Source organism: Olivibacter sp. LS-1 (genome assembly GCF_008245145.1).
Taxonomy (GTDB): Bacteria; Bacteroidota; Bacteroidia; order Sphingobacteriales; family Sphingobacteriaceae; genus Olivibacter; species Olivibacter oleidegradans.
Window position 1 is genome coordinate 143,678 of sequence record NZ_CP041643.1, and the last position, 23,605, is coordinate 167,282.

A 23,605-nucleotide genomic window follows, 5' to 3' on the forward strand; every position below is an offset into this window, starting at 1 on the left:
CGATGACTAATCATTGACGTTTAAGACTGTCTTGTTGTTCTTTTTTTTCCTTTTTATGGAATATTCCTTTAAAGAACTTTTTGAGCTTTCCAACTGCCTTATCAGCCTCTTCTGCCGTAGCTGTTAATTTAGCCTCCCGCTTCTTATCAATTCCGACGCTAGCCTTGACCCCTTCAAAGAGGCTCTTCCATAGGAAATTAAAGAAGGAAGCGGTTAAAGGTCGCCTATAATTAATAGGCCCGGGGTGGAATTTCTCGTTCGCGTCGGGATTACTATCATTGATCAGAAATTTATTTGTTAGGATTGACACCATTCCATTTTTAGATTTTGACCCATCGCTCTCTTTGGTTATTATCTGTACCGCCAAGTTTCTATAAAAGAAGTCGACTCGTCCCACTGCTTTGTACTCATTCGCTTTTACATTAAAATGGAGTCGATCAAAATATCCCGACGATACCTCTACCATTGCCAGCGGTTTTGTTAACGGATTTAATGCTTTGGCATTCATTGCTGTTAATGAACCTTTATAAGTAAAAGCCCCGAGCTTATCAAGCATATTAAACCCGAAATTAATATGGAGTTTACCGTTGTTCATGAATTTCGAGTGAATATCAGCGGTCATATAGGGATTATGGATCAGCGCCAGCGAATCGTTCGTTATATTATAAAAAGTGCCATGTGTATTGTGAAAACTTACTGTTCCAATTTGCCCGCTTTTCAGATTATATTCTTGATAAGTAACCAGCGCTTCTTTTAGCGTGAGTGTGTCTATTTTAATCGGAAAAGCCAGTTTTCTTAACTCCTGGTGCGGGAATTTTCCGATTTTTTCTTTTGCTTTCTTCTTCGGATAGGCTGTATTTTGGTAGATTTCAACTTTTGATTTTCCAAGTACAACTTCGCCTGCATATAATCTCTGTTGTTTTAAAAATTTAAATAGGTCAATGTGCTTGATACTGATGGTATCAAATCGCAATTCAAAACGCTCTTTCGCTATTTTCGTTTTTTTATGGAAATCCACTTTACTATAACGGGGCATCATTTGCAAACCGCTTAATACCATCGTTCGATTAGTGGAAGTAAATTGAATTCCCTTTAAGTCGATATAATATAAACTATCACCGGTGGCAATGCGGTAGTCATTCATTTTAAAATCTACCGAGCGAGCATTATAAAAGCGCAAGCTATCTTCCTGAGAGGTGGAATCTACGCGCAGATCGGTGATGTCGATATTTACATTTTTCAAACGCGTCGTCTTCTCCTTCTTTTCGTTTCGATTGGTATAGGCAATATTTACGTTTTCGAACGCGATATGTTCAACGGTTAACTCATTTAGTATTTTTGAAATCTTTTGATATAGGGTACGCTGATCCTTCGGCTGAACCTTATCATTGTACGCCTGCGTTTGATTGACCACCTTAATATCCGGGTTTTCAATCATAATTTCATCAATATTGAGCTTCCTTTCTGTGTAAATTCGTTTGGGGTGAAAATCACGAATAGCTAACCGGGCTACGGAAATATCGTATATATTATCCGGGGCTTTTCGCTGCGCTTTCAATTCATTGTATACATTAGTATCGGGCGTGAGCTTAAAATTATACAGATAAGCATTTCCTGTTACCATGTTGAAGTCAAGATCATCATAAGAGACCTGGTATAAGCTGTCGCTCGAGCTCAAAACGATCTCGTGTATCTTTTCATTTAAAATAGGTCGCCAGTGATTTCCCAGATACCATAGACCAGCGATAACAACGAGTATCAGCGTTAACAAAATGCCGATCACCCACTTCCAAACGGGTTTCATAGATTTATTTCTTTCGAATGTATAATATGCAATCCATAACCTAAATATAGGCAAAAAGTTTGCGCTCACTTATCATATCTCCGGCAAGCCTAAATTAACTTTTAATCCGGAATAGAGCGCTTTCCACATTAAATTAAAAAAAGTCTTTTCCTGCGGGTGTTTATAATAGTGCCGCGCAATACGAGGCGGCTTCCCATCCTTTGAAGGATTGTTCGCTTCTATCGCTAACCAGTTTATAAACAAGGAGAGAAAGCCTTTTTTCTCCAGTTTGCCACTACTTGCATCCAGTACGGCGACTTTCAAATCATTATATAACATTTCCGTTTCGACATTAGCGCCATAACGATTTGCCGTTATATTGAATCGAACGGAATTCACATAACCCTTTTCAGCTCTCGCTAAAGTAATAGGCTCGAGCAATTGGTTATAAAAGCTTGCCGGTGCTCCGTCCAAAACCCCTTTATAGTGAAATGCGCCAAGTGTATCAAGCATATTAAAATCTATATTCAATGTGAGTTTTGGTTTTCCTAAAAAGAATGTTGAGAAAGATCCTTTAATCCAGGGATTTTGTTTAAGCTGCAGACTATCGTTGCTAACATGTTGCAAATGAGCATTTAAGTTGTTAAAGAACACCAATCCTGCTCTACCGGATTTCGGGTTTAGTTCCTTGTAATAAACATCCGTGTTTTTGATATAGATATTGTTAATTGTAATCGGTACTTTTAAACGTTGAAAAGCAAGGGATGGAAAATTATTTGACGCCGTCGTCTTTTTTTCCCGCATCCCTTTGTCGGCATACACACGGATAATTGCCTGATTAACAACAAGGCTATCCATTTTTAAACATCCTTCGTCCAGCCACCGTTTCAGATCTAGCCCACTAGCCTCAATCTTCGGAAAAAACATGTCATAACGATCTCTTTTATATTTTAGCGTCTTTGACCATTGCTTCTCCGTGTATTTAGGAACAACTGAAAACGAATCAATACCAAGCGTATTTTTTTCAGTAGAAATATCTAAACGGGCTAGTTGCAATTTATATAGCTCATCGTTCGATAAGTAGATTACTTTCTTGCCATAAAAACGAAAGCTCTCCACAAGTCCAAGCCTTGTCGAATCCTGCTGTTTAGCCCACTGGCCTAGTTTAATATTACTTGCATGAAAATTAATATTTTTTAGCCAAGTTTCCTTCTTCGACTGCATATCGATGGTGCGGTATTGAATTCCTGACAGGGTAATTTTCTTTATAACGATTTTATTTTTTATAGCCCGCAATTGCTGTCTTATATTTTTTCCATTTTTTTCCGTTTTAGATGAGATCTTGTATTGTATAATGATTGGCTGACTTACAATTACATCGGAGGCATTGATCTCTTTATGCCAAAGGAGCTTCAATAGCTTAAATCCGGCAACATTTATGTACTTTGCTTTTAGCTCAAACAAAGTTGTCTGTCCTCCTTTTTTCAATCTCCCATTCCTGGCCGTATCCGGTATTAAGTGAATATTCTTAGCTATAAACTGGCCTCTCCATAAGTTTACCTTAGTATATCCGAAATGGATTTGATATAGCCCTTCACTTTCTTTGCTTATGGCTGATTGTAAACGTTTAGGCAGCTTATCTTCAATAATTTGCTCTGCAATTAAAGCGCTTATTAAAAAAACAAGGAGGGCGAATCCTACCCATAACCACCCTTTCGTACCCCTTCTTTTTCCTTTTATTGGTTCTGGCATATAGTATGATTAACACGTCCTAATTGCAAATAAATGCTACCTTGACGAATAGGTTTAATATTACTAGTAAAATAAAAACACATCTAAGTTAAATATCTTCTTTTCGATTAACACCGATTTATACAGATTGTTCGCAAAGGTTGGTAATGTCACTTCATTCAAGCAAGAAGTAGCCTGATGATCGTATTTTAGTATTCGTCTATACCGCGGCGCTGTTAATGCTATGAATAACCACCTTTCCAACAATAGCTGACAAAGTGTCATTAAAACCAAAATTATTTCGTAGTTTTGTAGCCTTAAATCATGGCCATGATAGAGACAGAAATGAGTTTAAAAGAACACGACGAATCGCGGCAAGGCGAAGCAGTAATGTTATCTGATAATAAAGAGCAAAATGGACGCAAACTTTATATTGAAAGTTATGGTTGTCAAATGAACTTTGCTGATAGTGAAATCGTTGCTTCTATACTACTGGATAAAGGTTTCAGCACTACTCCCGATTATAAAGAAGCGGATGTAGTTTTTATCAATACATGTTCCATTCGCGAAAACGCAGAACAACGCGTGCGCAACCGCCTAAAAGAATTTGAATCCGCTAAACTAAAAAAGCCGGGAATGATTGTAGGTGTACTGGGATGTATGGCCGAGCGTTTAAAATCAAAATTCTTAGAGGAGGAAAAGCTAGTTGATGTAGTTGTTGGACCGGACGCCTATCGGGATTTACCCAATTTAATCGAAAAAGTAGATGATGGTAGCCGGGCTGTTAATGTGTTACTCTCGCGCGAAGAAACCTATGCTGATATCAATCCGGTACGATTAAATACCAATGGCGTTACTGCGTTTATATCGATCATGCGCGGTTGCGACAATATGTGTTCCTTCTGTGTAGTACCTTTTACCCGTGGGAGAGAACGCAGCCGTGACCCCTATTCTATTGTTAAGGAAGCGCGAGACTTATTTAAAGCCGGTTATCGGGAAGTTACTTTGTTAGGACAGAATGTGGACTCCTATAAATGGTCGCCTCAAGAAGACGATGCTGCTGCAAATCATACGGCGATTACTTTTGCAAAATTACTGGAAATGGTGGCAGCTGTTGACCCCTTACTCCGCGTACGATTTTCCACCTCGCATCCCAAAGATATTACCGATGAAGTGCTATATAGCATCGCTAGGCATGAGAACATTTGTAACTATATACATCTACCCGTTCAATCAGGCAATAGCCGGATACTGGAACTAATGAACCGCACTTATGATCGCGCATGGTACATAGAACGTATTGACACCATAAAACGAATTATCCCTGACTGTGCGATATCGACAGATGTGATTACCGGTTTTTGCAGCGAAACGGAAGAAGAACATCAGGATACACTTTCCATGATGGACTATGTGCAATACGATTATGCTTATATGTTTGCCTATTCGGAACGTCCCGGAACACTGGCTGCCAAGCGTTACGCTGATGACATTCCGGAAGAGATAAAGAAGAGAAGATTAACAGAAGTAGTAGAGAAACAACGGGCACACAGTCTTTTCAGGTTACAGCAACAGGTCGGAAAGATACACAAAGTTTTGATAGAAGGTTTTTCAAAAAGATCTGACAAGGACTATTGCGGTCGTAATGATCAAAATGCCATGGTTGTTTTTCCCGTTGATGCCCGATATAAAGTTGGCGACTATGTCAATGTAATGGCAGAGACATGCACATCAGCAACCTTAATCGGTAAGATTGTTTGATAACGCATCTATATGTATCCAGTAGGATTGGCAATTCAATTCTGTGTGGCGTAAAATATTAGTAGAACAAATGGATATACAAGATATTAAGAATAGATTTGGTATTATCGGCAATTCGCCTTTATTAAATAGAGCCATTGATGTTGCTAGACAGGTGGCTCCAACCGACATCTCTATTTTAATCACCGGGGAAAGTGGCAGTGGTAAAGAAGTATTTTCGCATATTATCCATCAATTAAGTAGCCGAAAACACGGTGCTTTTATTGCTGTAAACTGCGGTGCTATCCCCGAAGGAACGATTGATTCCGAACTATTTGGACATGAAAAGGGTTCCTTCACAGGTGCTCACGAAGCAAGGAAAGGTTATTTTGAGGTAGTCAACGGTGGAACCATCTTTTTAGATGAAGTGGCCGAGCTCCCTTTAAGTACGCAAGCGCGTTTATTACGCGTGCTTGAATCCGGTGAGTACTTGCGGGTAGGCTCGTCGAAGGTACAGAAAACCAATGTGCGAGTGATTGCCGCAACCAATGTAGATGTTTATGATGCGGTAAAGGCCAACAAATTCAGAGAGGACTTATACTATCGCTTAAATACTGTTCCGTTACGGATCCCGCCGTTACGAGACAGAAGGGAAGATATTCATTTACTTTTTCGCAAGTTTGTTGCGGATTTTACGGACAAATATAGAAGTCCGAGTATTCAGCTTACCGATGATGCCCAACAATTGTTAAGCAATTACAATTGGCCGGGTAATGTAAGGCAATTAAAAAATATTGCGGAGCAGATCGCCGTACTTGAAAAGGAGCGAGTGATTACTGCACAGATATTACAAAGCTATTTACCCAACGAGCGGACAAGCACCTTACCTATGCGGTTAGAGAACAAAGCCAACGAAGATTTTTCAGAGAGAGACTTGCTGTATAAGGTTTTGTTTGACATGAAGAAAGATATGGTGGAATTAAAAAAATTAGTTGTTGAGCTATTAAAAAATGGCATCAATTCCAATACTATTTCCGACAATTCTCCGTACTTAAACCAATTATATCGGGAAGTGCAGCCAAATACATCATCAAGCAATGAAACCTTCTCACCATTAACGATCCATCAACCCCCTGCAAATAAAGAGAATTTTGAAATCGCTCCCCATGCAGAAGAAATAGAAGAATCGTTATCGTTAGTAGAAAAGGAATCCGATTTAATTAAAAGGGCTTTAAAAAAATATAAAGGTAAGCGAAAATTAGCGGCTCAAGAACTTGGAATTTCAGAGCGTACGCTGTATCGTAAAATCAAAGATTTGAATTTAAGTTAAGAGTTCCCGATTGCCAGAAAGTAAAAAGATGCTTAGAGCTGTTAGATTATCATTTTTATTGGTCCCGTTTTTAGTGCTTCTCCAGTCATGTGGAGTATATAAACTTAACGGGGCATCCATTCCCGAAGGAATGAAAACCTTTAATGTGCAATTTTTCGAAAATTCTGCTCCCATTGTGGTGCCTTATTTAAGTCAGCAATTCACCGAGGCATTAAAAGAGCGTATTCGCAACCAATCGCGATTAAGCCAAGTGACCTCCGAGGGCGATGCCATTTTTGAGGGACGCATTACCGGCTATGCCATTACTTCGGCAGCGGTTGGGGGTCAAGATCGCGCGCAGGCCAATCGTTTATCGATTACGGTGAGTGTAAAATACGTTGATAACATCAAGCCGGACAACAGCTTTGAACAGAGCTTTACACGCTATCAGGATTTCACCGGTACAGTGCAGGCGCAGGAGCAAACGCTTATTGAAGCAATCAATAGACAGTTAACCGAAGATATTTTTAACCGCGCTTTTGCCAATTGGTAAGCGTAAAATCGTCGACAGTGGAGCAACAATCATTAAGACATAAATTTAATGGATTACTGGCAGATTCTACCCAGATGAAGCAAGAAGATTTGGCATTACTTCTGCAAGCCTATCCTTACAGTCATATCTTATGGTTTTTAGAAGCTAAACGCTGTTCACAGGACAAGGGTGATCAACAAGCTATCTTTAAGAAGGCAGCGCTATTTGCAAGCGATCCGGAACAGCTCTATAACTTTATTTACAATTCTCCTTTAAATGACCTTACGTTAAGTCAGGACGATGCTGTCGCAAAACTCGATCAGGTTTTGGGGCAAGACCGCCTTAAGGAACATGCCGTGGAAAGTGCGTTTATTTCCGAAGCAGCCATTGTAGAAGAAGATGTAATTGATGAAACCACTGAATCTGCGGACGAGCCTGAGGTTATATATACAGAAGAAGACCAAAGAGTACCAACAGGTGTAGCCCCCCCTTCTCCTGAAGAAACAGAAGCCTCTAGAGAAGATGTTTCGAAATATGACGACGATTTAATGCCGTACACGTTTGTATGGTGGCTTCACAAAACTCGTTTAGCTTATGCGGACACTTATCAACCTTATGCCACAAACCGAAAGCCTTCGTTAAAAAAATTACAAAACGATATTAGTGATTTGGTGTTAGATCAGCAGATCCGAGAAAACATCTTTCATTTGCAGGAGCCTGAAGAAAAGCTAAGTATTAAGGAAAGCAGAACCATCACTTTTAAGGTTCCGAAAAAAACCGATGAGATTATCGAACGCTTTATTAAAGAAGAACCGCAGATTCGACCTCCCCAAGCCAGTCAGATCACACTCGAGAATAAGGCTAGGCAAAGTGCCGAAGATCAATCTAACTTTGTTTCGGAGACCTTGGCTCAAATCTATGAAGAGCAGGGGCTTTATCATAAGGCAATCGATACTTACATGAAATTAAGTTTGAAATATCCCAAAAAAAGTGCTTATTTTGCCGACCGTATTAAAGCGTTAGAAAGTAGAATTAATTAACCACATAAAGAAATGTATACATTACTTATCGTATTAACCATTTTAGCCTGTGTGCTTTTGGTATTTATTGTTTTAATCCAGAATCCGAAAGGAGGTGGCTTAGCCTCAGGTTTTGCCGGGTCCAACAACCTCATGGGCGTGCAACGCACAGGAGATATTTTGGAAAAAGGGACATGGGTTTTGGTAATTGCGATTATGGTATTTTCGCTATTGTTGAATATTACGAACCCGGGCGCGGGTACTGGCTCTAATCCCGGATTAGAACTGCAAAAACAAATTACACCGACGGCTACACCGACTGCTCCTTTACAGAAACCGGCGACGACTCCGGCTACTCCGCAAGGGCAGAAACCAGCGTCTGTCGACACTACCAAGTAATTATATTAAAACCCGTAAAAAAACAAAAGGGCATTGCACATTCTGCACTGCCCTTTTTTCTGCCAAATATTCAGCCAAGCTGACAAGTTGAAAATAAATTTCTATTATCACGAGCCTTCGAAATGAAAAAATGACAACAAAAATCGTCTTTTTGATTTTGGCACAGTTCATGACTTAAAATTTCCCGGAAACGTTAATCTAATATTAAAAACAATAATATCTAGTACAATTATGGCATTAAGTATCAAACCGATTGGAGACAGAGTAGTAGTAGAAGCTGCTGCTGCTGAAGAGAAAACTGCATCAGGTATCTACATTCCTGACACCGCCAAGGAAAAACCGCAACGCGGAACCGTTGTTGCTGTTGGCGAGGGAAAAAAAGATGAGCCTATTACTGTTAAAGTGGGCGACCAAGTGCTGTACGGTAAGTATGCCGGAACAGAAATAACCTACGAAGGAAAAGAGTATTTAATTATGCGCGAATCCGACATCTATGCTATAATCTAGTCAGTATAGCTTTTTAGAATAGATTAAAACGAACATTAACCATTAAAAGCGCGTATAATTAACTAGAGAAGATCGATGTACGCAATTTTAAACTTTAAAAACTATGTCAAAACAGGTAAAATATAACGTAGAAGCGCGTGATGCCTTAAAAAAAGGTGTTGACATCTTAGCAAATGCTGTCAAAGTAACATTAGGTCCAAAAGGACGCAATGTAATTATTGAGAAAAAATTTGGTTCGCCTGCCATTACTAAAGATGGTGTTACTGTAGCGAAAGAAATCGATTTAAAAGATGCGCTAGAGAACATGGGTGCACAGATGGTGAAAGAAGTAGCTTCTAAAACCGCTGACCAAGCAGGGGACGGAACAACAACGGCTACAGTTTTAGCACAAGCCATTGTGACTGCAGGTATTAAGAACGTTGCAGCCGGTGCTAATCCAATGGATTTGAAACGCGGTATCGACAAGGCTGTTGCTACTATTGTTGAAAATTTAAAAGCACAATCGCAAACAGTAGGAGAAGACAATAGTAAAATTAAACAAGTTGCTACTATCTCTGCAAACAATGACGAAGTCATTGGTGAATTGATTGCAGAAGCGATGGAAAAAGTTGGAAAAGACGGTGTTATTACTGTAGAAGAAGCGAAAGGTACTGAGACAGAAGTAAAAACCGTAGAGGGTATGCAATTTGACCGCGGTTATTTGTCGCCTTATTTTGCTACCAACACGGAAAAGATGGAGGCCGAGCTTGAGAATCCTTACATATTGATTTATGACAAAAAAATCAGCAATATGAAAGAGTTGCTTCCGATTCTGGAAAAGCAAGTACAGACAGGCAAGCCGCTATTGATTATCGCTGAAGATTTGGATGGCGAAGCATTAGCTACATTGGTAGTTAATAAAATTCGTGGTTCATTGAAAGTTGCTGCCGTTAAAGCTCCTGGCTTTGGCGACCGTCGTAAGGCTATGCTTGAGGACATCGCGATCTTAACAGGTGGTACCGTAATCTCGGAAGAAAGAGGTTACAAACTAGAAAATGCAGACCTTTCTTACTTAGGACAAGCTGAAAAAGTTGTTGTTGACAAAGACAACACTACTATTATCAACGGTTCAGGTGAGGTAGAAACCATTAAAGGTCGCGTTAACCAAATCAAAGCGCAAATCGAGACGACTACATCTGACTATGACCGTGAAAAACTGCAAGAGCGTTTAGCGAAATTAGCAGGCGGTGTGGCTGTACTTTATGTTGGTGCTGCTACAGAAGTAGAAATGAAAGAGAAGAAAGACCGTGTAGATGATGCTCTTCACGCAACACGCGCAGCTGTTGAAGAAGGTATTGTTGCAGGTGGCGGTGTAGCCTTTATCCGCGCTATTGAGTCTCTTGAAAATCTTAAGGGAGAAAGTGAAGATGAGACCACAGGTATCAACATTATTAAACGTGCTATCGAAGAGCCGTTGCGTACAATCTGTAACAATGCTGGCGTAGAAGGTTCTATTGTTGTACAGAAAGTAAAAGAAGGTAGCGGTGATTTCGGTTACAACGCTCGCTTTGACAGATATGAAAATCTAATTAGCGCAGGTGTAATTGATCCTACGAAGGTTTCACGTGTTGCCTTGGAAAACGCAGCTTCAATCGCTTCGATGCTCTTAACGACCGAATGTGTATTAGCAGATGAGCCAGAAGATGAGAAAGCTGGTGCCGGTGCTCCTCCAATGGGTGGTGGCATGGGCGGCATGATGTAATATAAATCATTCCCATAAAAAAAAGCCATGGTATAAATATCATGGCTTTTTTTATGGGAAATATGTTATTAAGTTGTTAGCATCAGCACTTTCCAAGTTACTGCTTCGGCAGTTAGCTAATACGTTTCACTATCGGGCGGGATACCGAAGTTATAATCACTTCGCCTATTTTTTCCGGATTTTGCAGTATGGCTTTTCTTTGTAGACTTTCTTATCCACGACGTAATGGCATCGACCCCTTGAGCGAGGCGTTCTTTATTAAAGAACCCAGCAGCTTGGCTTGAGAGCAACCCCATTAAAATACGTTTGACATAACCTGCTTTTCTAAAAAAGACGCGATTAACAAGGAAAGGTAACCCTACCCGCAAGCTCTTTGTCAGCCAATCGCCTTGAAAAGCTCCCCCTTTTGTACCAATGTTGCTAAACAAGCTCGCCGTATTGGGAAGAAAGGCAAACATGTTTTGAAAAAAATGAACGGGCTTATTGATTTTATTCTTCAGGATCCCAAACTGATGCTCCAAATAGGCTTCCTGTTCCATCTTTACTGTCTTCAATCGTGCAATTTCAGCTTGTAGCTCTTCTATATTAGTTATTTTGTTCTTCATCGTCATCGTCTTTACGTAGACTAATAAAAATTTTTATAAAAACATTGGCGATCATCTTTTTGATCGTTTGTCTAAATGCTGCTACAAGCAATATGAGTAAGATGAACACCAATCCGGTGACGGCAAAGCCCAATGCGTAGCTATCTAAAAGCTCCCCAATAAAAAAAGCGAGCGCCATACTTAGATAGAATACCACAAAAAAAGCAAATAAGAGGCTTATACCACTAACAGCAATTCCGGGAAGTATTTTGGAAATGCGTCCAACAAATTTTAGATAAGCTAAGTCAGTATAGTTTTCTACATATTCTTTTAGCTTCTGGACAACACCTTTAATTGAAAATGTATCTTTTTCTTCCATAGATAATATTTTTCCATTATAGATGCTATCAACATCTATAATGGATTTCATTTATATTCACGCATGTTCTTCCAATGCTTCTTCCACGCTCGCCTCGCCTTTATTCACTTTTGACTTGATTGTAGACACTAAACGTTCTTTCAAATCATTAAACTGCTCCACCTGTTCTGCTGTGCGCTCTTTAATTGCGTCGCCCAAATCTTTTAAGGAGTCGCTTAGTTTATCTCTAGTATCAGAGCCTTTTTCAGGTGCGAATAAGATTCCTAACGCTGCACCCGCAGCCAAGCCTGCTAGCAAAGCAGCTACTATTTTACCATTATCATTCATGACTTTTAAAAAATTAATGTTAATTATCAACTAATAGTTTTTAAAGGCTACCTGAAGCGACCTTATATATATACAAAATAACAAGCAAACAGTTTGCCAACAATACTAATTGTCATTATTTTTTTTCCTTAAGCGCATTTCAGCCAACTTGTTTGTTTCATAAATTTTCACAGTGATCAAGAAATAAGAAAGCAGCAATGGCCCGAAAACAAGCCCCATAATGCCGAACATGGGAATTCCTATAATAACCCCTACAATGGTAATAATGGGATGGATATCGCCCACACGCTTTGCAATTACCAAGCGAAGTACATTATCGATATTCGACACTAAAAGGATGCCCCATAGCAGCATGGCGATTGCATTGAATGTATCGCCGTCTATAAATTTTATGATACAAGCAGGAATAAAAACCATGGGAGCACCTACCACTGGAATAAAAGACAGGATAACGCAAATCACTCCCCAAAATAGAGGATCAGCGAAATCAAACATCCAATATCCAAAGGCGACGGCACCTCCCTGTATTACGGCAATCAGACCTTGACCTAGCACATTCGAATAGGTAATATTTCTTAATTCCACACCGAAGCGTATTGCGTTCTCATCCGAGAATGGGGAATAACGCAATACACCTTTCTCAAACTCCCTACAGCCTACAAACAGAAAATATAGTAGAAAATACATGACCGAGATGTCGAGCAAAATATTGGCGGCACCACTTAAAATAGAAGTCATCAGATTTCCCGCATAAGCCACCCCTCGTTGCAGGTTATTCGTTATCAAATCCGGCTGTTGTAACTTATCTCCTAAAAAGCGGTTAATCTCATCGATTACCCGTTGGATTTTATCAGGATGTTTGGTGAGCTCTATTACTCGTTTGGCAATCATGTTAATGAGGCCATAAAAAGGGAATACAATAATAAAAAAAGAAGCAATGATGATCAATACCGCTGAAATTGATTTCCGCCATTTCAGTTGCTCTGTTAAGTACAGATTTAGCGATCTGAAGATGGTGTACATAATCATAGTTGCCAGCAAGGCACCGAAAATGCCTCGTAAAGAATATAGAATAAATGCACCTAGCACAACGATAATCACTAAAGTGATATTATTCCGCTGTTTCTGATCGAACAAAGCTAAAGACATGCTTTTTTTAAATTCAAAATTAAAAATTAAAAATTAAAAAACTTGCCTCCCGTAGGGATGGTAAAAACTGACCTGGGTAATCAGGTGAGCTCATTTATGGTTATAAAAAGTAAAAGCAGTTATGCAAATACTTGATATCTCATTATTCTTTAGGAAATTGGGGTTGTCGTCTTTCAAGAAATGCAGCTACGCCCTCCTGAAAGTCAGCGGTTGCGAAGCATTTAGCAAATTCATTAATTTCAACATTAAACCCTTGCTCGCCAGCTACTAGGGAGGCATTAATTGCTCGAATGGCTGCGGCTACGGCACGTGGTGATCGCTTTGCTATGTCATTAATGATCTCTTCCGACTTGCTAATTACTTCGTCAGCCGGTACCACATGGTTAACTAAACCAATCTGCAAAGCCTTTTCAGCATTAATCATATTTCCGGTTAGTATCAGCTCCATCGCATTTCCCCTGCCTACTAACTGGGTTAAACGCTGCGTTCCCCCATATCCCGGGATTAGCCCAAGAGAAACCTCAGGCAAGCCCAAACGTGCGGTATGACTAGCAATGCGTATATGGCAGGCCATTGCAATCTCAAGCCCACCACCCAATGCGAACCCATTGATAGCCGCTACAATGGGCTTTTCTGCATGATGAATTAAGTTAAAAACCTCCAATTGCCCCTTAGTTGCCAGATCTCGACCCTGCGATTCGTCAAAGCCGGCAAATTCGCTGATATCGGCCCCTGCCACAAAAGCTTTTTCTCCGGCCCCGGTAATAACTATACCGGTTACGTTTTTATCCTGCAAACCTGTTGTAATTGCCTGGTTTAATTCTCGCAGCGTATCTCTATTCAATGCATTAAGCTTCTGTTCACGATTGATGGTTATTTTCAAAATCTCTCCCTCAATCGTCGTTAACAAATATTGATATGTCATATGAATTTCAGTTTAGTTCCTAACAATCAAACGAGCGAATGTTTTTAAATTCTGATAAATATAAAGCCTTCTCGCTTCGTTTTATATATAAAACTTCTGTTTTGACATTTTTCTTAGTATCCTGTTATTAAATTGTCAGAATAGTTAAAATATTTCTTACAATGAATGAGTTTTAAGATATTTATTGTATTTTTGTCACACAATAAATTCGGGGCAATTGTCGTTTTCAAAAAAACGTCTTTTGACTCTAAATGGAAAAGAGAAAAGTGGAGAGTATATGAAGTTGAGAAAGAGCATTTTAGTGCCCAGTATTATTTTTTTATTTTTAGCAATCGTTATTAATACCAGTTGGCGATCCATCCATTCACCCAGACCTATAAACCATAAGGTTTTTAACAAAAAAAAGAAGACCAATCGCGGTTCGCTCTTATCTAACACGTTTGAATCTGTTTACGAGCATGTGCAAAAGCTTGCACCTACATTAGATAGCGTCGTATTCAGGCAAGCATATATTGGCTATTTGAATTTAAGAGAACAAGGAAAGACCGATTCACCCATTTTGACCATCGCAGATCTCAGCATACACAGTAGTAAGCCTCGTTTGTGGATTATTGACTTGGAGCGGGATAGTCTATTGTTAAATACCTTTGTCGCGCATGGCCGCGGGAGCGGTATTCAAGAGGCTAGGTTGTTTTCCGATCGACCAAATTCGAATCAGAGTAGTTTAGGATTTTATTTAACGGGAGAAACGTATCAAGGAAAGCATGGTCGGTCGTTAAAATTGGACGGCTTAGATCGTGGATTTAATACAAACGCGCGAGCGCGGGGCATTGTGCTCCATGGCGCTTGGTATGTAGGAGCCAATATATTGAAAGGCCAAGACCGAATGGGAGTAAGCCAAGGCTGTCCAGCCGTATCCGAACCTTTAAAAGATAAAATCATTGATCTGATCAAAAACAAATCGGTTCTTTATATATACGGTAAATCAGCAAAATACCAGTCCGCCTATCTAAATGAGCAGACGGCAACACAAAGCTTAATGGCGGCCAACATGGATGAATCCAAATCAGAAATACCCGATTCAATGTCGTTAGCCGAAGCAGGCAACCTACTTTAGCGATCGGTACAATAGGGAGTCTAGTTTATATACGTCCGGATAAAACTTTAAAGTGGAAGAACTATCCATTTTACAAGTAACATAGTCTAATACCACGGGAACTTGTGGCTTAAGTCCAATTGTTTTGGCTACAGGTTCCTCACTAGACATCTCTTCCTTGATGAGGTCGTATTTTTCGCCTTCGCCAAATAAAGCACGTGCCAGATCCAGCGGCTTTTCTACCCTTACGCATCCATGACTGGCAGCACGCATTGATCTACTGAACACTGCCTTTGCCGGTGTATCGTGCAGATAGACGCTGCTTCCATTTTTAAACAGAAACTTAATAAGTCCGAGTGAATTAGTGTTCCCAGGTTGTTGCTTAAAGCTATAAGGCAGGTTTTCTTCATTATATACGCTCCAGTCGATCGTATCCGGATTTGCGATTTTTACGCCCCTTCTATACACATCCATTCCATGATTGGCCAGATAATATTTGTCGGCCTTCGCCTGTACTAATATCTCCTTCTTTGCAATACTTGTTGGTATATTCCAAATCGGATTCACTTGTACACTATGAATTTTACTTGCCAGCATCGGGGTTTCGTGCCCGTCTGCCTTTCCTACAACCACCTTCATTTGACCCTTTGTGCTTCGGTCACGGATAATATATAATTGATAAGCTGGAATATTCACATATATCAAATGGGTGCTGTCCATTTTGTACTTCCATCGCAAACGTTCCATATTTGCGATCAACGCTATCTTTTTTGCTCCATGGTTCTCATTAATCAAAGCTTTTTGCATCGCTCTGTAAGCACCACTTTTAGGCTGTATACTATCTAGGTAATGCTTTAAATTTTCAACGCTCAGAACCCGGTCAAAGGACACGCTATCGGGTCTGCTTACAGGAATATAATAACGAGGTAATACTTTCCTTGGATTCGTCATCCCATATTCCAATGCAAAAGCATATCGAGTAAGCGCCTCCGCCGCGAGCAGCTCCGCACGAACAATACATGCATAGGCCTCATCGACCTTCATATCCTTTCGACCCGACAGCTGAACAAGTGCATCGTATAGGGTATCTGCTTTATACGATCGGGTTGAAAGGCCATGTTCTTCGACACGCTTTAGAAAATCTATCAAACGAAAAAGTGAAGAATCCGCGTAAAACTTGGTAATTAGTACCGGCTCAAAATTTGCGTTTGTATAAAAGCGGGTTAAATACTTTGGATTCTTAAATAGATTTGTGTTTGTCTCCAAATAGTTTTTAAAGTAAGTATGTAACGAATCGGTGTTTACTTCTTTATAAACTTTATTTTTGGTTTGCTTAAATAACAGATCTCCGATAGGCGAGCCCGATTGTCTGCAAGCTGCCAGTAATACAAAAAATAAGATATAGAAAAGCTGTTGAGGTAAAGTTTTGTGCATAGACAAATTCTGGCTTTTTGTCTTTATTAAGACATAAATCATGCCGATTATTTTGCAACACTTTCGGGAAGCACACAAATTCCCACGTCGCTAACTCCTTTTAAAGGACTATCTCGCATGTTTTGCTCAATTTTAAAATAGTAAGTCCCTGTATCGGGAAAATGATAGTTGGTATTGTAAGCAATCTGATAACTATACAAGCTTCCGATACCTTTGCCCAGCCAACGGCCGTCTTTATCGGCCACCTGCAGCTCGATCCGTTTGCTGCTCGGTTTATGTTTTGCACTTCTTTGATGTACCAAAACAAATAGATTTGCGTATCGGTACTCCGACGTCAAGCGTACATTCACTTTCAATCGATAGGGTATCGTATTATTTTTTACTTCAACTTTAAACTCTGGTGTAAAGGCATAATTCCATGCCTGGTTGGGTACGGGTCTAAACTCGTCGACCAATGCGCCATGATTACACGAAAGCATACAGCTCATCATAGCCACCAAGCAAATAAGGTTACGAATTTTAGGGTTTTTCACCATTTGATGCCCCTCCCTCCTTATTTGTTCGTTTACCTCTGTATCGTCTGCGACTGTTTTTTGTTTTTTGCGCGTTTGCCGCGTCCTTAACCGCTCCCTTATCCCCTCCCGCATGATCCGCTGAAACCTTGCCTTCTTTTTTTGGAGAAGTGGCTGTTTTCTGTTGCAGTTTCTGTCCGGAATTTAGTGTCTGTCCGGCATCTGTCTGTCTATCGGAGGCTGGTTGTTTGTTTTTATTTCTTTTCTTGGACGGACGTTTCTTCTTTTTGCTTTTGTCATCTAAACGAGTTAAGCTATCCTGTCCTACTACATTTTCATAGTCGTAAGTTACCGGTTTAACAATGGCTACCTCTTCCTTAATCTCCACCAGATCATCTGGTTTGATGCCCTCTTTATTTCCTTCAGCTATGATACGCACCTGGTCTATTTCGAGGGGAATCCAGTTTTCATCTTCCGGAAAGGAAAACCACATTAGTCTCCTAAAGATATCCGTTTTCTGCAAACGTGCGGTACCTCTTTTTGTTTCCAAGCGGTCAATATCGTTAGGAATATCTTTTAAGGCGTCCATATAGGTATCCAATTCATAGTTGAGACAACATTTGAGCTTTCCGCACTGGCCGGCTAATTTCAGCGTATTCAGCGATAAATTCTGATATCGTGCAGCAGCGGTGGAGACCGTTTTAAAATCGGTCAACCAAGTGGAACAGCAAAGTTCTCTTCCGCAAGACCCGATGCCTCCCAAACGACTTGCTTCTTGCCGCATACCAATTTGGCGCATCTCAATACGAATACGAAAAGCTTCCGCCATCTTTTTAATGAGTTCTCTAAAGTCGACCCGGCCCTCAGCTGTATAGTAAAAAGTAGCTTTTGTCTTATCTCCTTGATAGTCTACATCACTTAACTTCATGGACAACCCTAAATCAAGAGCCAATTTTCGCGCACGATGCATAGTTTCCCATTCTAAGTCTTTAGCCGCCTGATATTTATCCATATCATTACTGGTTGCCTTACGAAATATCTTGCGTTCAACGCTATTAGGGTCAACCTTGTTCTTTTTAAGTTGCAAGCGAACCAGTTCACCGGTGAGTGAGACAAAGCCAATATCGTAACCGCCTGTTGCCGTTTCTACTGCAACAGGTTCGCCCATTTCCAGATAAAGATTATCCTGATTGATATAAAAGTCTTTTCGAGATCCTTTAAATCTTACTTCTACAATGTTAAACGGTATATAATTTGTTGGCATATCCATATGGCTTAGCCAATCGTACACATCCAATTTATTGCATCCATTCGTCATGCATGAACCGTTGCTCTGGCAACCTGCAGGGGCACAACCTCCTCCGGATGAACAATTATCACATCCCATATTTCTATATATTGAGTCCCGTTTATCACGGGAGCGTTTAGTGTTTAAATAATAAAACTAATTGCAAAGATACATCTAAAAATAAGATTTTAGGGTTTGCATTGCGTTCTACGTAATAACTTGTTTTTTCAAATATGCTGACACAAGCTTCCAATTTAGCCGTTTCATAAAGCGGGCTAAACTTTTCAACAAAAGACATTTCCGCCTCCGGTAGGTGTACGAGCGTTTTTGCACCCTCTTTAAATAACACTACATCACGCATCATTTGAATAGCGTAAAGTAAGAAACTTTTTTGATTTTCACGTCCAAGCTTGGACAAATCTTCTTCAACCAGTTGCAAAAGATCGAGTACACGTGCGCCAAAACAGAAGCGCAACCATTGTACAAAAAGCTGAAAATATCCCCCACCCGGATCATCGGACAAAAGGGACAGCGCTTGCTGCACATTACCCTCGCTAATATAAGCCAGCTGCAAAGCCTTCTCATGTGACACACCCTTTTCACGAACCAAAAACTCCGCCAGACTAACTTTATCAAGTGCATTTACTTTTACTAATTGAGTTCGGGATATAATGGTGTTCAGTAATTGATCCTGATTTTGCGTTACCAGCAAGAATAGCGTTTTTTCAGGCGGCTCCTCAATCAACTTAAGTAAGGTATTCCCTTCTTTATCCAAAAATTCGGGCAACCACATAATAAGCACCTTATAGGGAGCTTCAAAAGCTTTGAGACTTAATTTTTGGATAATGTGATGGCATTCAGCAATGTTGATATTCGCCTGTTTATTTCCTGCATCCAGGCTACTTCGCCAGGTTTCCAGATTGAGGTAGGGATTTCTCAGGAAACTGTTTCGCCATTGATCAATGAAAGTACTGGCCGTGTCCTCTTTATGCGACGCAAAAAAGGGGTAGGAAAAGTGCAGATCGGGATGAATAATCTTCGCATATTTTCTACACGAACTGCAACTACCGCAGCTATCGTTCTCTTGCTTGTTTTCACAATTAATGTATTGCGCGTAGGCGACAGCAAGTGGTAAACTTCCGCTTCCTTCGGGACCAAGAAAAAGTTGCGCGTGGCTTACTCTATTTTCCTTTACCGTATTGATCAAGTGCGCTTTTACTTTTTCCTGTCCTATTATATCTTTAAACTGCATATTTTCCTTTATGGGCTTGTACTACTCGCTCTTGGCCTTCTTAAGCCTAAAATAGATTAGCTTTCCGTATCTTTGCGAACAGATGTTCAAAAATAAGAATTTATGCGGATAATGGCTTTTGATTATGGCACAAAGCGAATAGGTGTCGCAGTGACAGATCCTTTACAAATTATCGCGACCGCTTTAACCACCATTCATCCAAAAGATGTTATTGAATACCTGAAAAAATATGTATCCCAGGAACAGGTGGAATCTTTTGTCGTAGGTATGCCCAAGCAACTGGATGGATCTGATTCTCAATCGGCCGTACATGTAAAAGGTTTTATTAATTTACTGAAAAAGTCCTTTCCTCAAATGCCAATCGTTACCATGGACGAGCGATTCACCTCAAAAATGGCCTCGGCCAGTATTGCACAAAGCGGACTAAGACGATCAAAAAGACAAGAAAAAGGCTTAGTGGATGCCGTTTCTGCTGTCATTATCTTGCAAGATTATCTTAAGACGATTCAGTCTTAATAACAGACCATTATTATGTTTTCAAAAAAACGTTCTCTTAATACTAGCACAATAGCAGATTAAAAGCGCTTCTCGAAAGGATCTTTGTATAGCTATAATTTATATTGTGGTATTCGAAAATACCGAGCATTTTATATAAGTTTGCTTCATGGAGATAATGGATAACTTGCTCAATGCCTATTTAACGAGTACCTGTGATGATGAGCCTCCCCTTTTGAAAGCAATTAATCGGGAGACCTATTTAAAGGAAACTCAGCCTCATATGCTTTCCGGACATTTCCAGGGGCGTTTTTTGAGTTTAATAAGTCACCTCTTAGCTCCGAAAAGAATTTTAGAGATTGGCACCTTCACAGGTTATGCGAGTCTTTGTTTAGCAGAGGGGCTTGTTTCTGATGGGATCTTGCATACCATTGATATCAACGAAGAGTTGGCTGAACGAGTTCAGGGGTATTTCGATGCTTCACCTTACGGTGCCAAAATACGTTACCATATTGGCGAAGCCCTGCAGATTATACCGACACTTGAGGAAACCTTCGACCTAGTCTTCATCGATGCTGATAAAAAGAATAACCTTAATTATTTTGAACTCGTGCTTGACAAAGTGAGAACAGGCGGGCTGATTATGATCGACAATGTACTTTGGAAGGGAAAAATTACAGACGCATCACCGGATAAACAAACCGAGCAAATCATTGAACTCAACAAAACCATCGCACAAGACAAACGGGTACAGAAATTGATTTTACCAATCCGTGATGGTATATTCCTTATCAGAAAATTATAGTAAATGAAAACCCTTCGGTTTCCCATATTCTTGTTTTTCCTTTTTTTCTTGTCGCAAACCAGCTATGCGCAAGGGGGCGCGCATGCCTATATAGAGGCTCACAAAGAGTGGGCCATCGACGCGATGGAGAAATTCGGTGTTCCGGCCAGTATTATTCTAGCGGTAGCTATGCATGAAAGCGCGAATGGTAGTAGTAAGGTTGCAATCCATCTCAATAATCATTTCGGCATTCGTGGTGCCAATAACAGCAAAAAAATCCGATCGTCTTACAAGGGCTATGATAGCGTTAAGGCTTCTTACGATGATTTCATTAATTACCTCAAAACCCGTAAGCAATTTCGGTCGCTTTTTGATCGATACAGTGCGTATGATTATCATTCTTGGGCCTATGGCATCATGCGCGGTGGTTACGCAGGTAGCAAGGCCTGGGCAGCCCACATTGTTGCCATTATAAAGAAACATCAACTTTTTTTATTTGACAATAGACCAGCGGATTATATAGAACCGCAGGATGCCCCTTTCGAAGAGAAATCCACTGCTTCCGAAATCAATCTACGCTATACGGTAAAAAAAGGCGATACGTTGGGAGCAATTGCCAAACGATACAAAACCTCCGTTAGCCGTATTAAAACCAAAAATCAACTTCGGAGTGACCGGCTAAGAATTGGTCAACATTTAAAAATTTAACGTAGATCGCAAAATGAACAAGCAGCTGCAGCATATCGCTTTACCATCGTTCGTATACCTCATTCTTTTTTTTTGTATTTCCTTGAGCCTAACATCTTGCCTACCTAAGCAAAAAGTGCTACAGAGTTCCAAAACTCGACAACAGGGATCGTACGGAAGCAACAACGAGGGACGGCGGCATAATCATCCGCATCGGCCGAGTAACAAGCCTGCCGCGATAAGCGCTTCTGCACAAGATTATATCAGTCGTTATAAAACGATTGCTATTCAAGAGATGAACACTTACGGGATACCCGCCAGCATCACGTTGGCACAAGGCCTTTTAGAGTCGGCTAACGGAAATAGTACATTGGCTAGAGAAGCCAACAATCACTTTGGTATCAAATGTACCCCCGATTGGAAAGGTGAATCGTTTTTTAAGGATGATGACGCTATCAATGACTGTTTCCGCGTGTATCGTTCACCGGAAGACTCTTTTCGAGATCATTCTGAATTCCTCTTACGAAAACGCTACGCTCCTTTATTTGAGCTTGACAAAGACGACTATACCGGGTGGGCTAAAGGGCTGAAAAAGGCCGGTTATGCCACCAATCCTCGCTATGCAGAATTATTGATCGATTTGATTGAACGTTATGGATTATATGAATACGATCGTGGAGAAAAAGCACCGGAGAAAATAAACAGGGAAGAACGGGTATTAGTTGAAATTGCTGATAACAGTCCGAAAGAACCTGAAAAAGCCGAAGCCAAACCACCGGTAGAAATGAAAATACATGAGGTGCGACAAGGCGATACAATTTACAGTATCAGTAAACGTTACGGGCTTACCACCGACGAACTAAAAAATCTTAACAGCTTGGATAGCGATGATCTCGTTGTTGGACAATTGCTCCTCGTTTCGAAATAAAATCAACAAATTCCTGTTAGTCGTGTTAAAAAGTGCAAAATGTTTTTCAATGACATAGGCCATTCCCTATCTTTGTTAACTTGAAAATTCTTGCAACCATAATCGTTTTACTATTAGCTTCCATCTTCTTTGCTTCGGCACAAGAGCGGGAAGGTATTGTATTTGACAGTTATACCAAACAACGGATTGCACGCGTCTATATCTACAATACAGCGAACGACGAGATGAAGTATAATGATAAGCGCGGAGAATTTGCAATTAAAGCGAGTCCGGGCGACACCCTGATTGCCATTGTTAAAGGCTACCATGCCGATACGTTAATCGTAAAGAAAGATCCCGTCATTGTTTTTAACTTACAACGATCGACTATCTGGCTAGATGAAGTAAGTATTATTGCGAAGCGTTCACCTGCGGAAATACTTGAAGATCGTAAACGGGAATACAGTTCGGCTTATCGAAAGGGAAATCCGGGCAGTTTATTATCGACCGGACCTACCGGAGCAGGCTTAAGTATTGATGCGCTGTACTCTTTATTGAGTCGACAGGGCAAAAATGCACGTTTTTTACAGGAGCTTATCCAACGTGAATACGAAAACAATATGATCGACGCCCGATTTACGCAAGCCATGGTAAAGCGCTTGACTAATCTAACAGGCGTAGCTTTAGAAGACTTTATGCATCAATATCGGCCATCATACCACTTTATTATGCAAGCCAATGATTATGAGCTGGGCAAGTATATACAGAGCTCCTATAATATGTACCGTAAAAACCCCAGTGCATATCGACTACAGCCATTACCCAGAGTGCAGCCTAACAAAGAAGAGGTAAAGATCGAACGATTGGATTCCAATTAGAGGCATTATTATTGCTTAAGAAAAGCAGATAAAATGCTTCCGACGATACGGGCATTAGTTTGGGTCGGAAATTATACGACCGAAGAGAGCCTCATCGTACAGTTTCGGTAATTATGTGCTTGGCATATAAGATCATTTTATCTAAGT

At 40.3% G+C, this 23,605-nt stretch carries 24 protein-coding genes; 13 read left to right on the plus strand and 11 right to left on the minus strand.

Going from position 1 to position 23,605, the window contains the following annotated elements; translation table 11 throughout:
• Positions 1 to 10: 10 nt before the first annotated feature.
• Both FKG96_RS00505 and FKG96_RS00510 read right to left on the minus strand, forming a co-directional pair.
• The gene (locus FKG96_RS00505) at positions 11 to 1,804 is read right to left on the minus strand and encodes a hypothetical protein (protein ID WP_130855124.1); all 1,794 of its coding nucleotides are present in this window, start codon (positions 1,802 to 1,804) and stop codon (positions 11 to 13) included.
• A gap of 72 nt (positions 1,805 to 1,876) precedes the next feature.
• Positions 1,877 to 3,535 carry a hypothetical protein gene (locus FKG96_RS00510; protein ID WP_130855123.1) on the minus strand — a complete coding sequence of 553 codons (1,659 nt, stop codon included), beginning with the start codon at positions 3,533 to 3,535 and terminating at the stop codon, positions 1,877 to 1,879.
• 309 nt (positions 3,536 to 3,844) lie between these two features.
• Here FKG96_RS00510 and miaB point away from each other — a divergent pair, with 309 nt between their 5' ends.
• From miaB to groL, 7 genes are all read left to right on the plus strand, one after another.
• A complete protein-coding gene (gene miaB / locus FKG96_RS00515) occupies positions 3,845 to 5,275 on the plus strand; it encodes a tRNA (N6-isopentenyl adenosine(37)-C2)-methylthiotransferase MiaB (protein WP_130855122.1) in 1,431 nt (476 codons plus the stop codon).
• A 70-nt stretch (positions 5,276 to 5,345) separates the two neighbouring features.
• Positions 5,346 to 6,584, plus strand: a complete 1,239-nt coding sequence (locus FKG96_RS00520) for a sigma-54-dependent Fis family transcriptional regulator (protein WP_013664053.1) — start codon at positions 5,346 to 5,348, stop codon at positions 6,582 to 6,584.
• Between the two features lie 28 nt (positions 6,585 to 6,612).
• A complete protein-coding gene (locus FKG96_RS00525; RefSeq protein WP_013664054.1) occupies positions 6,613 to 7,116 on the plus strand; it encodes an LptE family protein in 504 nt (167 codons plus the stop codon).
• A gap of 17 nt (positions 7,117 to 7,133) precedes the next feature.
• Complete coding sequence (locus tag FKG96_RS00530) at positions 7,134 to 8,135, plus strand: hypothetical protein (RefSeq protein WP_130855121.1); 1,002 nt, start codon at positions 7,134 to 7,136, stop codon at positions 8,133 to 8,135.
• Positions 8,136 to 8,147: 12 nt separating this feature from the next.
• A complete protein-coding gene (gene secG, locus FKG96_RS00535; RefSeq protein WP_013664056.1) occupies positions 8,148 to 8,513 on the plus strand; it encodes a preprotein translocase subunit SecG in 366 nt (121 codons plus the stop codon).
• A 231-nt stretch (positions 8,514 to 8,744) separates the two neighbouring features.
• The gene (gene groES / locus FKG96_RS00540) at positions 8,745 to 9,020 is read left to right on the plus strand and encodes a co-chaperone GroES (RefSeq protein WP_013664057.1); all 276 of its coding nucleotides are present in this window, start codon (positions 8,745 to 8,747) and stop codon (positions 9,018 to 9,020) included.
• A gap of 103 nt (positions 9,021 to 9,123) precedes the next feature.
• Positions 9,124 to 10,761, plus strand: coding sequence for a chaperonin GroEL (gene groL, locus FKG96_RS00545; RefSeq protein ID WP_013664058.1), 1,638 nt, complete (start codon positions 9,124 to 9,126; stop codon positions 10,759 to 10,761).
• A 116-nt stretch (positions 10,762 to 10,877) separates the two neighbouring features.
• On the opposite strand, the gene FKG96_RS00550 is transcribed toward groL, so the two are convergent.
• The 5 genes from FKG96_RS00550 to FKG96_RS00570 form a co-directional block, all read right to left on the minus strand.
• Complete coding sequence (locus tag FKG96_RS00550; protein WP_013664059.1) at positions 10,878 to 11,366, minus strand: hypothetical protein; 489 nt, start codon at positions 11,364 to 11,366, stop codon at positions 10,878 to 10,880.
• Positions 11,347 to 11,775: a phage holin family protein gene (locus tag FKG96_RS00555; RefSeq protein WP_013664060.1), complete on the minus strand. Its 429-nt coding sequence runs from the start codon at positions 11,773 to 11,775 to the stop codon at positions 11,347 to 11,349. Before FKG96_RS00555 ends, FKG96_RS00550 begins: the two co-directional genes overlap by 20 nt.
• Before the next feature lie 6 nt (positions 11,776 to 11,781).
• Positions 11,782 to 12,051 carry a YtxH domain-containing protein gene (locus tag FKG96_RS00560; protein ID WP_013664061.1) on the minus strand — a complete coding sequence of 90 codons (270 nt, stop codon included), beginning with the start codon at positions 12,049 to 12,051 and terminating at the stop codon, positions 11,782 to 11,784.
• A 105-nt stretch (positions 12,052 to 12,156) separates the two neighbouring features.
• Complete coding sequence (locus FKG96_RS00565) at positions 12,157 to 13,200, minus strand: AI-2E family transporter (protein ID WP_013664062.1); 1,044 nt, start codon at positions 13,198 to 13,200, stop codon at positions 12,157 to 12,159.
• A gap of 142 nt (positions 13,201 to 13,342) precedes the next feature.
• Positions 13,343 to 14,125, minus strand: coding sequence for an enoyl-CoA hydratase/isomerase family protein (locus tag FKG96_RS00570; RefSeq protein WP_130855120.1), 783 nt, complete (start codon positions 14,123 to 14,125; stop codon positions 13,343 to 13,345).
• Positions 14,126 to 14,402: 277 nt separating this feature from the next.
• Here FKG96_RS00570 and FKG96_RS00575 point away from each other — a divergent pair, with 277 nt between their 5' ends.
• Positions 14,403 to 15,242 (plus strand): murein L,D-transpeptidase catalytic domain family protein, encoded by an 840-nt coding sequence (locus FKG96_RS00575; protein ID WP_049794946.1) that lies wholly within the window; start codon positions 14,403 to 14,405, stop codon positions 15,240 to 15,242.
• Here FKG96_RS00575 and FKG96_RS00580 read toward each other — a convergent pair.
• The 4 genes from FKG96_RS00580 to FKG96_RS00595 are packed head-to-tail and all read right to left on the minus strand — an operon-like array spanning position 15,234 to position 19,707.
• Positions 15,234 to 16,655 (minus strand): L,D-transpeptidase family protein, encoded by a 1,422-nt coding sequence (locus FKG96_RS00580; protein ID WP_041387925.1) that lies wholly within the window; start codon positions 16,653 to 16,655, stop codon positions 15,234 to 15,236. The genes FKG96_RS00575 and FKG96_RS00580 overlap by 9 nt on opposite strands.
• 47 nt (positions 16,656 to 16,702) lie before the next feature.
• Positions 16,703 to 17,191, minus strand: coding sequence for a gliding motility lipoprotein GldH (locus FKG96_RS00585; protein WP_130855119.1), 489 nt, complete (start codon positions 17,189 to 17,191; stop codon positions 16,703 to 16,705).
• Positions 17,175 to 18,554, minus strand: a complete 1,380-nt coding sequence (locus tag FKG96_RS00590) for a regulatory iron-sulfur-containing complex subunit RicT (protein WP_130855118.1) — start codon at positions 18,552 to 18,554, stop codon at positions 17,175 to 17,177. Before FKG96_RS00590 ends, FKG96_RS00585 begins: the two co-directional genes overlap by 17 nt.
• Before the next feature lie 37 nt (positions 18,555 to 18,591).
• Complete coding sequence (locus FKG96_RS00595; protein WP_130855117.1) at positions 18,592 to 19,707, minus strand: ATP-binding protein; 1,116 nt, start codon at positions 19,705 to 19,707, stop codon at positions 18,592 to 18,594.
• 102 nt (positions 19,708 to 19,809) lie between these two features.
• Between FKG96_RS00595 and ruvX the strand changes: the two genes are divergently transcribed.
• The 5 genes from ruvX (at position 19,810) to FKG96_RS00620 (ending at position 23,458) form a co-directional block, all read left to right on the plus strand.
• The gene (ruvX, locus tag FKG96_RS00600; protein WP_130855116.1) at positions 19,810 to 20,223 is read left to right on the plus strand and encodes a Holliday junction resolvase RuvX; all 414 of its coding nucleotides are present in this window, start codon (positions 19,810 to 19,812) and stop codon (positions 20,221 to 20,223) included.
• Between the two features lie 148 nt (positions 20,224 to 20,371).
• Entirely contained in the window at positions 20,372 to 21,007 is a 636-nt protein-coding gene (locus FKG96_RS00605) for an O-methyltransferase (protein WP_130855115.1), read from the plus strand.
• 3 nt (positions 21,008 to 21,010) lie between these two features.
• Positions 21,011 to 21,694 carry a glucosaminidase domain-containing protein gene (locus FKG96_RS00610; protein ID WP_130855114.1) on the plus strand — a complete coding sequence of 228 codons (684 nt, stop codon included), beginning with the start codon at positions 21,011 to 21,013 and terminating at the stop codon, positions 21,692 to 21,694.
• A 115-nt stretch (positions 21,695 to 21,809) separates the two neighbouring features.
• On the plus strand, positions 21,810 to 22,601 hold the full coding sequence (locus FKG96_RS00615) for a glucosaminidase domain-containing protein (protein ID WP_242627134.1): 792 nt from the start codon (positions 21,810 to 21,812) through the stop codon (positions 22,599 to 22,601).
• A gap of 80 nt (positions 22,602 to 22,681) precedes the next feature.
• Positions 22,682 to 23,458, plus strand: coding sequence for a hypothetical protein (locus FKG96_RS00620; RefSeq protein WP_013664074.1), 777 nt, complete (start codon positions 22,682 to 22,684; stop codon positions 23,456 to 23,458).
• The last annotated feature ends 147 nt before the right edge of the window (positions 23,459 to 23,605 follow it).